The sequence below is a fragment of the Sphingobacterium lactis genome (genome assembly GCF_051951495.1).
In the GTDB taxonomy this organism is placed as follows: domain Bacteria; phylum Bacteroidota; class Bacteroidia; order Sphingobacteriales; family Sphingobacteriaceae; genus Sphingobacterium; species Sphingobacterium lactis_A.
Genome location: NZ_JBNHAS010000002.1, coordinates 17,005 through 31,558 on the forward strand (window position 1 = coordinate 17,005; position 14,554 = coordinate 31,558).

Below are 14,554 nucleotides of genomic sequence, written 5' to 3' on the forward strand. Positions count from 1 at the left end.
TAACGTATTACTTTTGAACTGCCTTTATTACAAAATCTGCTCTTTCACTAACAGTAGTTTTAGGTAATTCTACAATCTGATATCCATAGCTTTTATAGGTATCTACCATCATTTCATAGGTCAATACGGCTTCCTCCCATTGTTGTTTTCTTTCCGTATCAGTTTCATAGATCTCTTTCCAAGGGGGCAGCATAAAAACTTGTGTATTGTATCTCCAATTCTCTGCATAGGCATTCATCTGTTCGGTGACTTCTGATTCAATAAGTCTTGCATAACAAATAGAATCTATAAAACTACGGTCAAAAAAGACAGGTGTGGTTTGACCTTCCATCTGATCTATTTCCTCAAAACTTTGAATGGAACGATCAAACATGATTTTTTTGTACAAGATTTTATCTTTCCAGGGTAGGGCATTACCCTTTGTAAGCTGCTGCTCTTTAATCAACTCACGAGCAATTTCAGGGACTATTGCATATCCTCTTTTTTGAAGTTCAAGAAGCAAGCTTGTCTTTCCAGCTGCAGGACCACCGGAAAGAACAAAGAAGTTATTTCTTAAAATCAAATCCAGCATTCTTATCCGAATAAATTCCTAAAGATATCTTCTAGTGTGGCTACAGGTCTGACAAGGATATCGTATTTTTTGACATCTAATCCCTTGGCGTTGTATTTGGAGATGAAGATCTGTTCAAAACCAAGTTTTTCTGCTTCTTGGATTCGTTGTTCGATACGGTTGACAGCTCTTATTTCTCCGGACAGTCCAACCTCACCTGCAAAAGTTATGTTTGCCGATAATGGAATATCCTGTTGTGAGGAGATCAATGCTGCCACAACAGCTAAATCAATAGCGGGATCTTCTACACGAAGGCCACCAGCAATATTTAGAAACACATCCTGAGCACTTAGGCGGAAACCAAATCGTTTCTCTAGAACTGCTAATAACATATTGAGTCTTTTTGTGTCAAAACCTGTAGAGCTTCGCTGAGGAGTTCCAAATGCGGAATTGGATACCAATGCTTGCACCTCGATCATTAATGGCCTGATGCCCTCTAACATGGCTGCTACTGCAATTCCACTTACCGGTTCCTCCCGCTGTGATAACATGATTTCTGAAGGATTGGAAACTTCCCGCAATCCTGTTCCTTGCATTTCATAGATCCCTAATTCTGATGAAGAACCAAAGCGATTCTTTACAGCACGTAGGATTCGATAGACATGGTGTCTATCGCCCTCAAATTGAAGTACCGTATCCACCATGTGCTCCAATACTTTTGGACCAGCAATACTACCATCCTTGGTGATATGGCCAACAATAAATACCGGTGTATTGGTTTCTTTGGCAAAGCGAAGTAATTCAGCAGTACATTCCCGAACTTGCGATACAGAGCCAGGAGCAGATTCTATCTGAGCAGAATGTAAGGTTTGAATGGAGTCAATGACCACCACATTCGGTTCAACCTGATCAATCTGTTTGAAGATATTCTGCATGGAGGTCTCTGTCAAGATATAACAGTTGGCATTGGAGCTCTGTGACAATCGTTCAGCACGCATCTTAATCTGTTGTTCACTCTCCTCTCCAGAAATATAAAGAGTTTTCACCTTAGGTATGGAAAGAGCAAGCTGTAACATCAAAGTAGATTTACCGATACCCGGCTCACCACCAATCAGTACAAGGGATCCAGGAACAATACCACCACCTAGTACACGATTGAATTCTTTATCGGGACTCAGAATACGTTGTTCCTCCGAATAAACAATTTCATGTATGATTGCGGCTTTATTACTCCGTTTATTCGTGGAGGGCGCAATGGTGCTACTTCTCCATTCCGGAACACGTGAAGAGCCTTTATCTACAACCTCTTCTACAAAAGTATTCCATTCCTTACATGAAGGACATTGCCCTAGCCACTTTGACGATTCATAACCGCAGGACTGACAGAAATATGCTGATTTTGTCTTTGCCATGTAGCGAATTTAAAAAAATGTACCTAGATGTTGTAACAATACCTTAGTATTGTCGACAAATACCTAAAATGAATACTAACCTGGAACAAGAATTCGTGGTTCTTTTGGAGGATAATCAAAATATCCTGCATAAGATTTGCAAACTCTATACGACCGATTTAGCGTCGCACCAGGATCTATTTCAGGAAATGGTAATCCAGTTATGGCGATCATACCCAAAGTTTAAAGGTGATTCGAAGTTCTCGACTTGGGCCTATAGGGTATCCCTTAACACCGCTATCTCACTTTATCGTTCCAAACGCAATAAAATTACAACAGTAGATTGGGATCATGCCCTAGGGAATATCCGCTATGAGGAATATAATTCCGAAGAAGAAGAACAACTTCGTTTTTTATATGATGCTGTAAGGCAGCTCAATGATATTGATAAGGCATTGGTGTATATGTATTTAGAAGATAAGGACTATGCGGAGATTGCAGAAACCTTAGGTATTACCGAAGTAAATGCACGTGTAAAAATGAATCGCATTAAAAGTAAATTAAAAGAAATATTGGCTAAAAAAGGAGTGGTATAATGGATGGGTTAGATTTACTTAAACAGCATTGGCAAAAGAACAATGACTTTCCGAAAGTCGACAAGGAGGCTATTCGCGGAATGCTATATAAAAGCTCCTCCTCCTTAGTGAAATGGATATTTATCATTTCCTTAATCGAGTTGTCGCTTGGTATAATTTTCAATGTATGGTATTTCTTCAGTGGTATAAAAGTGGAGTATTCAGAAGAGTCGCTATGGTTGGATTACCTCGATAATACGGCCACAGTGATTGGGTATTTCATTACCTTCTACTTCATTTATGCTTTCTTTAAAGCCTACATGAAGATCCGTAATACAAAGAACACCAAAGACCTGTTAAATGATGTGCTGACAGCCAGAAAACGTGTCAGTCAATATATCAGCTTTAACATTTATCTCATCATCTTTTCCATTGGCCTAGGATTTTTATCTTTTATTCTCGAAAACCATGTTTTTGAAAAGGGAACTGGTGAAATTATATTATATCTGATGCTAATGGTCATAGTCGGCGGGTTGATGGGATGGTTATTCATCTCTTTATTGAAACTGTATTTCCGCTTACTATATGTTCGATTGGTGAAAAAACTTGAAAAGAATTACGATGAATTAATTATCATGGAAAATGAGGATGATACTCTTCCATCCAAATAAACAATATTAATAAAAAATGGGGCTTATGCCCCATTTTTAGTTCTCATTCTCTTTTAGGATTCTCAAGAAATTCAATCCCATAATCTTGGCAATATCTTCTTGTTTATATCCTCTATCCAATAAAGCTTTCGTCAATAGTGGAAATTTAGACACATCCTCCAGTCCTTGTGGGGTAGAATTTATTCCATCAAAATCAGACCCAATGGCTACATGGTCTATCCCAACTTTTTTCACTAAGTAATCAATATGTTTGAGGACCATTTCCATAGGTGCATTAACTTCATCCTTTTGTTTTTTGGTTAATGTAGCATACATTTTATCCGTAGAAGGCTTTTTGTCTGGATCTACTTTATGGTGTTTTTCATAGAGTTTTTTAACCCGCTTAGGATAACCTGAATCTAAGAATTCGGAGAAGAAATTAACACCAATAACACCACCATTTTTCTTCAAAGCCTCCAATTGTTTGTCTTTCAAGTTGCGGTAATGGGGAGTCAGTGCTGCAGCGTTGCTATGAGAAACCAATACAGGCTTGGTACTGACTTCCAAGACATCATAAAAAGTCTTTTCACCAGCATGAGAAAGATCCACCATCATCCCTAATTCATTCATCCGCTTGATAATAGCACGTCCATGATCCGTTAATCCCTTTCCTTCATCCCCTTTTGTTTTAACCTCCATAGCAGCCGCAGTTACCCAAGGCAAATTATAATTCCAGGTTAAGGTCAAGTAACGAGCACCTCGGTTATAGAGCTTTTCTAAATTCGTTAGACTGCCCTCGATCATATTTCCTCCTTCAATACCGATTAAGGCAACGATCTTTCCTGATTTTCGTATGCGTTCGATATCCGCAGAATTCTTTGCGATTTCTATTTTGTCAGGATTGTTCTTAACCACCTTTTCTAGAGCATCAATTTGATCATTAGCATGTTTGAATGCCCCAGTCTTCCACTTCTTATCATCCGACCAAACCGCAAATACTTGTACATCCACACCGCCTTCTAGTAGACGAGGGATATCCGTATGTCCAGTTTTTAATTGCTTGCCAATATCTTCTCCAGGAAGTATGCTTTCAATGATAACATCGTTATGCCCATCGACTACGATAAGATCCCGATGGATTTTTTGGTAATCCTGAGCCTGACTGGATAAACTCAACATAGCTATTAGGATAGTGGATAAAATTGACTTATTCATTATTTGCCTTTATTGATGGTTTCATAAATCACATCTTGAATTCTACTACGCACATTCAAGTCATAAATCTTGGTGCTGACTTGTGGGTGAACGCGATTAGACAAGAAAATATAGATGAATTGATTTTTCGGATCCACCCAAATACAAGTACCGGTATAGCCGGTATGTCCAAAAACAGAGCTGTTAGCCAGCTTGGATGGATATTCTGCTTTTGGTTTCGGATCATAGCGGTCAAATCCTAGACCACGTCTGCTAGTAGCCGATTGTTTGGAAGTGAATAGATCGACTGTTTCTGGTTTGAAATATTGTGCACCACCATATTCGCCACGATTCAGCAATAATTGCCCGTAAATAGCTAAGTCATTCGCCGTAGCAAATAGACCGGCATGGCCTGCAACTCCCCCTGCCATAGCAGCTCCTTCATCATGAACAAAACCTTCTAACAAGGTCTTGCGGAATACCGTGTCGTTCTGTGTTGGAACCATTCTGTTCTTGGCAAATCGACTTCTAGGGTTATAACCTGCGGTTTTCATGCCTATTGGCCTGTATAGAATTTGCTGAACATATTCTTGCATCGGGGTAGAGGTCTCATGCTCTGCTACTTCCTTCATTACATACATGCTGATGTCGGAATAAACATAATTTCCAGATGGCTTAACCGCTGAGTTCAACATCTGAGGCCACATCTCATCCTGGTAATAATTATTTCGTAAATAAGCATTATCAGCCACCTGTACCTGATGTTGTGCATCAGCTGTGTGCTGTAGGTCTCCTGGTTTTAAGCTGCGGTAGAAAGGTATAAATGGAGTAAACCCTGCTTCATGCAATAGCACAGTCCGAAGTGGGATATTGGCCTTATTGGTTTCTTTCGCTTGCCATAAGTAATGCCCCATGGTGCTATCCAGATTAATCACCTTGGTTTCTTGAAGATGCATCACAACAGGCGTAGTTCCTACGATTTTAGAAATAGAAGCCAAGTCATAGATATCGTGAATGCTATTGGCTTGTTTCTTTTCATAAGTATGGTATCCATATGCTTTTTCAAAGATCACTTGACCATCTTTTATTGCCATCACCATCATACCTGGTGCTGCATGTTGTGTAATGGCATCATTAGCGATAGCGTCGATCTGTCGACTCATATTGGCAATATCCAATCCGGATTGCTTGCCTTGCGTATATTGTAAACGGCTCTGATTGGTTAATAACTTCCCTTGAGTAATTCCTAATCCACCGAAAATAGACATAGCAGCATTTTCTTGACCAGAAGCATCTGTTTCAGGACTCCAAAGAATACTAGCAAAATGACTTAAATTGTTGTCATTTAAGCCTACATGGGTATAGTTGTCATTAGCACCAAAGCGACACAACACAATATGCTTATTATTTACGGCGGATTGCAAAACCATAGCCGCATAGTTGGAACTGAATTCTGCAGCTGTACCCGCTACGATGATGGTATTGAAATATTTGGTCTTCTCGTCAAATTGCTGAAAATCTACAGGGGTGACCTCTGCATATCGTTGAAGCTGCGCGATAAAAGGAGCGTATTTTTGATTGTCAGTAGTCACAACAGCAATACGAAGTTTATCCAGTTTTTTGAAAGGTAGGATGGACTCCTTGTTATAAATCAGTTGCGTTTTGTTGTTTAATACCTGTTTGTATTGAGCTTGGGCGGTTTGGAAAATAAAGATTAGCCCTAGGACTGCCAAGTTTATTCTTCGGATCATTTGTTTTAGGATTTATCATGTAAATGTACTAATAAAACGCACAAACACGCATTGTTCAAGGATTATTTATTGCCTATATTTGGGATATGCCTGAGATTCTGGAGGACAAGACCATATTTACACTTTCAGAAGTGTCGCGAAGTATTCAAAAAACGATAGCTGAGCGGTACAAAAGTTTGTATTGGATTAAGGCTGAGATGAATAAGCTAAACCATTACAGTCACTCAGGTCACTGTTATCCCGAGTTGTTAGAGAAAAAGGATGGAAAGATTATCGCAGAGATGCGCTCTATCCTTTGGAAAATGGACTACCAACGGATCAATAGGCAATTCATAGAAATTCTTGGAGAGCCACTTAGAGAAGGTATAACGATGCTTTTTCAGGCCGGTATTTCTTATGATCCTTTGTATGGCTTCAGTTTGAAGATCGTGGATATCGATCCAACCTTTGTGTTAGGGGAGCTGGAGAAAGAAAAAAGAGCCAGTATCCTAAAATTAAAGCAAGAAGGTCTATTTGATGCGAATCGTTTAGTGCCATTTCCCATGGTTCCTAAGCGTTTGGCCATTATTTCCGTAGAAACAAGCAAAGGCTTATCCGATTTTTATAAGATTATCAATGGTAATCCTTGGGGATATCGTTTTTCTACAACCTTATTTCCCGCCTTATTACAAGGCGACAAATCAATCCCCAGTATAATCCGTCAATTAGAAGTAATTGCTGAACGCATGGAGAATTATGATGCGGTAGCTATTATTCGTGGTGGGGGTGGAGATGTTGGTTTAACCTCCTATAACAATTACTTTTTGGCAAAGGCAATTGCGATATTTCCATTACCTGTATTAACTGGAATTGGGCATTCCACAAATGAGACCGTCAGTGAAATGGTGGCTTATAAAAATGCTATTACACCAAGTGAATTAGCCGACTTCCTAATCCAGAAGTTTCATAATTTCGCATTACCTGTAGACGAAGCAACAGAACGTATTGTTCGTGCAGCTCGTAAATTATTTGAACAAGAACATCTGCATTTAAACGAATTGGTAAATGCGATCAATTGGAATTCTAAAACCCAATTGTTAAAGAATAAAACACAGTTAGAACAAAGTGCACAACAACTATTAAGAGGGTCTAAGCTCTTACTCAAACAAGAGTTGTCTCAGCTACAACAAATGAGTCAAGATATGCAAAGGATGAGTAAAGTGTTGTTGAAAAATGAAAATACCAGCTTGTTACAGATTGAACGATTGATAGGAATGTTGAATCCTATTCATGTCCTTAAAAGAGGTTACAGCATCGTTCGCTTAGATGGAAAAGCGGTCCATCAGTTGGATCAGGTAGAGGTAGGAAGTACCTTATCCATCCAAGTGGAGGATGGACAAATTGAATCAACCGTAACCCAAAAGATAGAAAATCATGGAAAATAATTACACCTATAAAGACGCTTTTGATGAATTGCAGGAAATTGTCTCGGATATTGAATCTGGTGATGTTGCAGTTGATGAGCTAACAGAGAAAATTAATCGAGCAACCTTGTTATTAGGGATTTGCAAAGCAAAATTGACTGCTTCGGAAGAAGAAGTCGAAAAACTGTTGAAAAAGCTCGAAAAAGAGGATTCTAAAAATCAAGAATCAGAGTAAGACCTTTATTTTCTTCAATTATCTGTAAATATAAAGTCCTTTTAAGCGATTTTAAAGCATAAATTCTAAATAATTCCCTTATTATTTAGAATTAGTTTAAATTTGCATCAATTCAATCTGAACAAATCCTAATACCCTGCGTGTGAATTCACCATTGGCTTTGTTCAATTGCAATTGGAATTATAAAGGATATTGAACATGAAGCGGATTTTTGTCATAGCGGCAATCGTTGGAGTTACAGTTTTGAGTACAGCTTTTCTTTCTGATAAAGGATTGAATGATCTTCGTGCATTGTACAGCAAACCCGTTAAAGAGTGGCCAAAACCAACAATTGATAGCGGTGTAAACTGGCAAGAGTTTAAATCCCTTCCGAAGATTGATACCAGTTATTTCTCATTAATGGAACGCCCAGACGTTAAATTGGGTAAATTCTTGTTCTTCGATCCCATTCTTTCAGGTTCTAATCAGATTTCTTGTAGTTCCTGTCATAATCCACAGACTTCATGGGCAGACCATTCTACTGTTCCTGTAGGGCATGACCATTTAGTCGGCACCCGTAATACTCCTTCTTTATTGAACGTTTATGCCCGTAAGACCATGTTTTGGGATGGGCGAGCACGTTCATTAGAAGAGCAAGCCTTAAGTCCAATAGAGGCACATAATGAAATGGCAATGGACCTCACCAAATTGGTTCCTAAGTTAAAAGCCATTCCAGCTTATCGAGAATTGTTTAAAGCTGCCTTCGGTGATGATGACTTCTCCATGCCAGAGATTATGAAGGCACTGGGAAGTTTTCAACGTACTTTAACCAGTAGACGAAGCAGGTTTGATGAGTTTTTAGATGGAAAACATAATGCTTTAACCGATGATGAGATTGCCGGATTGCACTTATTCCGCACAAAAGCGCGCTGTATGAATTGCCACAATGGTCAATTTATGACCGATGAGGATTTTCACAATATCGGATTGACCTATTACAAGCGTAAATACCAAGATCTTGGACGATATGAGGTCACTAAAGACCCTAAGGATGTTGGAAAATTCCGTACGCCATCTCTTCGCGATGTCATGAATACAGATCCTTGGATGCATAATGGCTTATTTGAGAACATGACAGGCTTGTTGAACATGTACAATAGCGGTATGGGCATGAATAATCCCAAAACAGCAGAACAAGAGGCCGATCCTATGCACCCTAGGATTGACCCGTTAATGAAGAAATTGGACTTAACTAAAGAAGAGATTAAGCAGATTGAAGCCTTCTTACATGCCATTACTGCGACCAAATATCGCATGAACCGACCAGAGAAACTGCCACGCTAATCTTTGTAACTATATTGCAAGATTGGTAATTTAATCTGCTGACTGCACGATGCATATCAGTAGATTTGCATACCTTTGAAAGTTATGCAAAAAAATGCAAATCATACCCCTAAGTCACACATCCAAATAAAAGGAGCCCGTGTAAACAACCTAAAGAACATCGATACGGACATCCCCAAAAACCAGTTGGTGGTTATAACTGGGATGTCAGGATCCGGAAAGTCTTCTTTAGCTTTTGATACCCTCTATGCAGAGGGACAACGCCGTTATGTGGAGTCCCTGTCGTCCTATGCCCGTCAATTTATGGGAAGGATGAATAAACCCGATGTGGACTATATCAAAGGGATTGCTCCGGCAATTGCCATCGAACAGAAGGTGATTTCCAGCAACCCCCGCTCTACTGTAGGAACTTCAACCGAAATATATGATTACCTAAAATTACTGTTTGCCCGAATCGGAAAGACTATTTCTCCTGTTTCTGGTCAAGAGGTAAGTAAAGATACCATATCTTCTATTGTTGACCGCCTAACTGCCTATGAGGATGGTTCAACCGTCACGATCTACAGTTCCTTAATCCCTACGAACAAGCGTAAATTGAAAGAAGAACTTTCTCTTTTACTACAAAAAGGGTTTGTGCGTATTAAACATGGAGATAAGATCCTTAAGATAGAGTCTGTTCTAGAAGACAATACCATTGCTAATAAAGCCTTTAAAGAGGGTGAAATCTTTATTGTTATTGATCGTGTGGTATTGGATCATGAGGACGATACGATTAATCGTTTAGCAGATTCTGTTCAGACTGCCTATTTTGAAGGTAAGGGAGAATGTGTCGTTGAGGTGAATGAAGATAGGTTTGAGTTTTCCGATAAGTTTGAACTTGATGGAATTGTTTTCGAGGAACCAACTCCGAATTTCTTTAGTTTCAACAATCCCTATGGTGCCTGCAAGCGTTGTGAGGGATACGGTAAAGTAATAGGGATTGACCCAGACCTGGTAATTCCTGATAAGAGTCGTTCGGTATTTGATGGGGCTATCGCCCCTTGGCGTGGAGAAAAAATGGGAGCCTGGTTGGATAAACTGGTTCGCACAGCCATTAAATTCGACTTCCCTATTCATCGTGCTTATAGTGATTTGACTAAGGCTCAACAAGAAGTCCTTTGGACAGGAAACAATTATTTCCGTGGATTGAATGACTTCTTCTCCGAATTAGAAGAGCAAACGTATAAAATACAGTATCGTGTCATGTTATCCCGCTACCGCGGAAAGACCGATTGTCCGGAATGTAAGGGGACTCGCTTAAGGAAAGACGCTTCCTTTGTGAAGATTAATGGACATTCCATTACTGATATTGTTTTAATGCCTTTAGATGAAGCATTGTCTTTATTTCAATCGCTTAAACTTTCCGATCATGATGCTATAATTGCAAAACGTCTGTTAGCCGAGATTGTCAATCGTCTACAATTCTTAAGTGATGTTGGGTTAAGCTATTTGACTTTAAATCGCCTTAGCAATAGTCTTTCTGGTGGAGAGTCTCAGCGTATTAATCTTGCCACCTCTTTAGGTAGTTCTTTGGTGGGTTCAATCTATGTATTAGATGAGCCGAGCATTGGTCTACATCCAAGAGATACACAACGCTTAATTTCTGTATTGAAATCACTTCGTGATGCTGGCAACACGGTTATTGTGGTGGAGCATGAGCAAGAAATGATGGAGGCGGCAGATTACCTGATTGATATCGGCCCTGAGGCGGGTATTAATGGTGGCGAATTGGTCTTTGCAGGGACTTATCAAGAGATCTTAAAAGATAAGGAGAGCCTGACAGGGAAGTATTTAAATGGTGAATTGTCCATTCCGGTTCCAGCAAAAAGAAGGAAATGGAACGAGGCTATTCGTGTAAATGCTGCTCGAGAAAATAATTTAAAAGGCATAACAGTCGATTTTCCATTAAATGTCTTTACGGTGGTATCCGGAGTATCTGGATCGGGTAAGACTTCATTGGTAAAACGCATATTATATCCCGCTTTGCAAAAGGCTGTTGGGAATTATTCCGGTGATCAGACTGGTGCTTTTGATAGCTTAGAAGGAGCGATTGATCAGATCGAACAAATTGAGATGGTTGATCAGAATCCTATTGGACGTTCCACACGTTCCAATCCGGTAACTTATGTGAAGGCATGGGATGAAATCCGATCTTTATACGCTAGTTTACCTGCCGCTAAGGCAAATGGCCTGAAGCCATCCGCATTTTCTTTTAATGTGGAGGGTGGACGATGTGAGGTATGCCAAGGTGAGGGTGTTGTGAAGATCGAGATGCAATTTATGGCAGATATTGTATTGCCATGTGAGGCCTGTGAGGGAAAACGATTTAAACAACATGTTCTGGATGTTCAATTCCAAGGGAAATCCGTATCGGATGTTCTGGACTTAAGCGTGGATGAGGCTATCAGTTTCTTTGCAGATCAACCTAAAATATTAAATAAATTAATGCCACTTCAAGAAGTGGGCTTAGGCTATGTGAAACTAGGTCAGTCTTCGAGTACCTTATCTGGTGGTGAGGCGCAAAGGATTAAATTAGCATCTTTCTTGATCAAAGGGAATAATCAGAAGAAAACTTTATTTATCTTCGATGAACCTACAACCGGACTTCATTTTCATGATATTGGTAAATTGCTAAAAGCATTCCAGGCATTAATAGCCTTAGGGAATACCGTTTTAGTCATTGAGCATAACCTGGATATGATCAAGTCGGCAGATTGGGTCATTGATATAGGCCCTGAAGGTGGTGATAAAGGAGGTAACCTTGTCTTTGCAGGAACACCGGAAGATTTAATAACTTGTAATCAATCCTATACAGGTGACTACCTTAAACGTCACCTAAATTCAAATACTTAAACTCAAATATTATGCGTAAAAAATTTAGTTTTCTGTTGTTGCTGACCCTAATCAGCAATCTTGTGGCAGCACAAGTAGAAAGGCCTAAATTGGTTGTTGGTTTAATGGTCGATCAAATGCGTTGGGATTACCTCTATCGCTTTGCTGATCGCTACGGTAATGATGGCTTCAAGCGTCTCCTTCGTGAAGGTTTTACTTGTGAGAATACTATTATCGACTATGTCCCAACATTTACCGCAATCGGGCACAGCTCCGTTTACACGGGTTCCGTTCCTGCCATTCACGGCATCGCCGGAAATGACTGGATCGAACAACAAACTGGTACTTCCATGTATTGTACACAAGATGATGCGGTACAGGGAGTAGGTACTACAGAAAAAGAAGGGAAACAATCTCCTAGAAACCTACTGGCTTCTACAGTTACCGATCAGTTAAAATTAGCGACTAATTTCCAATCTAAAGTAATTGGTATTGCCATTAAAGATCGTGGTGGTATTTTGCCAGCAGGTCACTTTGCCAATGCGGCTTATTGGTTTGAAGCTAAATCCGGCGATTGGATTAGCAGTACCTATTATATGGAAAACCTGCCAAATTGGGTGCAAGGATTCAATAAACAACAGCTTGCAGATAAATATTTGAAGCAAGATTGGAATACACTATACCCAATTGATACCTACAAAAACAACAGTATTGATGATGATAATGTGTATGAAGGCAAGTGGGCAGGCGAGAAGTCGCCAACTTTTCCTCGTAAGACATCGGAACTGATGAAGGATGCAGGATATGAATTGATCAAAACAACACCTTTCGGAAATACCTTTACTTTAGACTTTGCTAAAGAAGCAATTAAGCAAGAAAAGTTAGGTAATAACCCAACCAAAGCTACTGATTTCTTGGCAGTGAGTTTATCAGCAACCGATTATGTTGGTCACCGATATTCACTTTCATCCGTGGAAATTGAAGATATCTACCTTCGCTTAGATCAGGATATTGCAGCTTTCTTAAAATACTTAGACAGTACCGTTGGAAAAGGTAATTATACCTTCTTCTTAACAGCTGACCATGCCGCATCTTATAACTCTCGCTATTTTATGGATATGCGTGGAAATGGTGGTTATTTCTTCTCTAGACAGTTGATTAGAAGCTTAAATGAATCTTTAAAAGAAGAATTTGGAGTGGAAAATTTGGTAATCAGTTTGATGAATTACCAGGTTCATTTGAATTACGCTGTTATGGAAAGCAAGAAATTGGATGAAGAGAAAGTGAAGAAGTCGATTATCAAAACATTACGCCATGAGGACGGTGTTGCTTTTGTCGTAGATATGGAAGGTGGAGAAAATATGATGATTCCATCTGTACTTCGTGAAAAGATTATCAATGGCTATAATCGCAAGCGTTCAGGAGCAATCCAGATTATTACAGAGCCTCAATGGTATGATGGAACACCACGTTCTACAGGTACGACACATGGTACCTGGACACCTTACGATTCTCATATCCCATTGGTGTTTATGGGTTGGGGTGTGAATAAGGGAAAAACCAATAAGGTGACCCATATAACGGATATTGCACCTACTATTTCGTCACTATTGCATGTGATGGAACCGAATGGTTCTATCGGGAAACCGATTGTAGAGGTGTTACAGAAATAGTCTGTTATTTTTAGTATTTTTGAAGATTAGCAAAACAAGCTTATTCTATGCTATCAAAGAAAACGAAATATGCTATTAAGGCCCTGATGGTATTGGGCCGGAATTACGGAAAAGACCCCATGCAAATCGGTAAGATTGCAGAGGAAGAGCGAATTCCCAAGAAATTCTTGGAACAAATCCTCTTGGAAATGCGTAATGCCGGAATCCTTTACTCTAAAAAAGGTGCCGGTGGTGGATATAGTTTGAACAAAGCACCAGAAGATATTTATCTTTCTCAGGTTATGCGCTTGATCGATGGACCTATCGCTTTGTTGCCTTGTGTTAGTTTGAACTTCTATCGTTCTTGTGAAGAATGTGTGGAAGAACATGCTTGTGGTATTCGAGATACCTTTGTGGAGGTTCGTAATGCCATGCTTCAGATACTGAATGACACCAGTATCTCTAATCTGATTAATAAAGAAAAGGAGTTAAACCTGGAAACAGGTAATTAATAGTCAAAATAAAAGGGTTCTCTGCTCTTAAATGACTATTAAATCCATACAAATGAAAATAAGGACAAGTGATTATGCTTGTCCTTATTTTTTGCAAAATATTGAAAACCAACAAAAAAATGAACTCCCTTTTCGACTATTTTCTGTTGGGATATTAGACTGATTTCTGTCGTCTTTTGTCTGTAGTCTCAACGTCTCTCACAGGGGTTTGCTTCGAGACTCCTTCGGATCTCCTTCGGAACTTGTTCGGATCTCCTTCGGATCTCGTTCGGTTCCGACCGAACGAGATCCGAAAGAAATCCGAGTAATATCCATAGAAATTCCCTAAGTGTATCAAAGCAAACCCTAAGCAAACCCTAAGCTATTACGAGGGAATGTATAGTGAATACATAGTGGTTTATAGCCAATATGGATTGGAAGTCTAGAAAATGATACTGTTTACTTAAT

General features: G+C 39.5%; 12 protein-coding genes. 8 read left to right on the plus strand and 4 right to left on the minus strand.

The genetic code is table 11. The annotated features are described in order from the left end of the window. Nucleotides 1–7 precede the first annotated feature (7 nt). Both ACP6L2_RS07795 and radA read right to left on the minus strand, forming a co-directional pair. Complete coding sequence (locus ACP6L2_RS07795; RefSeq protein ID WP_440508699.1) at nucleotides 8–571, minus strand: AAA family ATPase; 564 nt, start codon at nucleotides 569–571, stop codon at nucleotides 8–10. A 2-nt stretch (nucleotides 572–573) separates the two neighbouring features. Continuing rightward, nucleotides 574–1,962, minus strand: a complete 1,389-nt coding sequence (gene radA / locus ACP6L2_RS07800) for a DNA repair protein RadA (RefSeq protein WP_440508700.1) — start codon at nucleotides 1,960–1,962, stop codon at nucleotides 574–576. Nucleotides 1,963–2,030: 68 nt separating this feature from the next. Between radA and ACP6L2_RS07805 the strand changes: the two genes are divergently transcribed. Beyond that, the gene (locus ACP6L2_RS07805; protein WP_440508701.1) at nucleotides 2,031–2,537 is read left to right on the plus strand and encodes an RNA polymerase sigma factor; all 507 of its coding nucleotides are present in this window, start codon (nucleotides 2,031–2,033) and stop codon (nucleotides 2,535–2,537) included. Further along, complete coding sequence (locus tag ACP6L2_RS07810) at nucleotides 2,537–3,187, plus strand: hypothetical protein (protein ID WP_440508702.1); 651 nt, start codon at nucleotides 2,537–2,539, stop codon at nucleotides 3,185–3,187. The genes ACP6L2_RS07805 and ACP6L2_RS07810 overlap by 1 nt, the downstream gene beginning before the upstream one ends. 36 nt (nucleotides 3,188–3,223) lie before the next feature. Here the strand turns inward: ACP6L2_RS07810 and ACP6L2_RS07815 are convergent, their stop codons facing one another. Both ACP6L2_RS07815 and ACP6L2_RS07820 read right to left on the minus strand, forming a co-directional pair. Next, nucleotides 3,224–4,381: a dipeptidase gene (locus ACP6L2_RS07815; RefSeq protein ID WP_440508703.1), complete on the minus strand. Its 1,158-nt coding sequence runs from the start codon at nucleotides 4,379–4,381 to the stop codon at nucleotides 3,224–3,226. Beyond that, nucleotides 4,381–6,111, minus strand: a complete 1,731-nt coding sequence (locus ACP6L2_RS07820; RefSeq protein ID WP_440508704.1) for a serine hydrolase domain-containing protein — start codon at nucleotides 6,109–6,111, stop codon at nucleotides 4,381–4,383. The genes ACP6L2_RS07815 and ACP6L2_RS07820 overlap by 1 nt, the downstream gene beginning before the upstream one ends. A gap of 86 nt (nucleotides 6,112–6,197) precedes the next feature. On the opposite strand from ACP6L2_RS07820, the gene xseA reads away from it, so the two are divergent. The 6 genes from xseA (at nucleotide 6,198) to ACP6L2_RS07850 (ending at nucleotide 14,107) form a co-directional block, all read left to right on the plus strand. Then, a complete protein-coding gene (gene xseA, locus ACP6L2_RS07825; RefSeq protein WP_440508705.1) occupies nucleotides 6,198–7,535 on the plus strand; it encodes an exodeoxyribonuclease VII large subunit in 1,338 nt (445 codons plus the stop codon). Beyond that, nucleotides 7,525–7,749: an exodeoxyribonuclease VII small subunit gene (xseB, locus tag ACP6L2_RS07830; protein ID WP_440508706.1), complete on the plus strand. Its 225-nt coding sequence runs from the start codon at nucleotides 7,525–7,527 to the stop codon at nucleotides 7,747–7,749. The genes xseA and xseB overlap by 11 nt, the downstream gene beginning before the upstream one ends. Nucleotides 7,750–7,947: 198 nt before the next feature. Then, nucleotides 7,948–9,072 (plus strand): cytochrome-c peroxidase, encoded by a 1,125-nt coding sequence (locus ACP6L2_RS07835; protein WP_440508707.1) that lies wholly within the window; start codon nucleotides 7,948–7,950, stop codon nucleotides 9,070–9,072. Nucleotides 9,073–9,156: 84 nt separating this feature from the next. After that, complete coding sequence (gene uvrA, locus ACP6L2_RS07840) at nucleotides 9,157–11,964, plus strand: excinuclease ABC subunit UvrA (RefSeq protein ID WP_440508708.1); 2,808 nt, start codon at nucleotides 9,157–9,159, stop codon at nucleotides 11,962–11,964. 11 nt (nucleotides 11,965–11,975) lie between these two features. Further along, entirely contained in the window at nucleotides 11,976–13,616 is a 1,641-nt protein-coding gene (gene pafA, locus ACP6L2_RS07845) for an alkaline phosphatase PafA (protein ID WP_440508709.1), read from the plus strand. Between the two features lie 47 nt (nucleotides 13,617–13,663). Next, a complete protein-coding gene (locus ACP6L2_RS07850) occupies nucleotides 13,664–14,107 on the plus strand; it encodes an RrF2 family transcriptional regulator (RefSeq protein WP_344673390.1) in 444 nt (147 codons plus the stop codon). The last annotated feature ends 447 nt before the right edge of the window (nucleotides 14,108–14,554 follow it).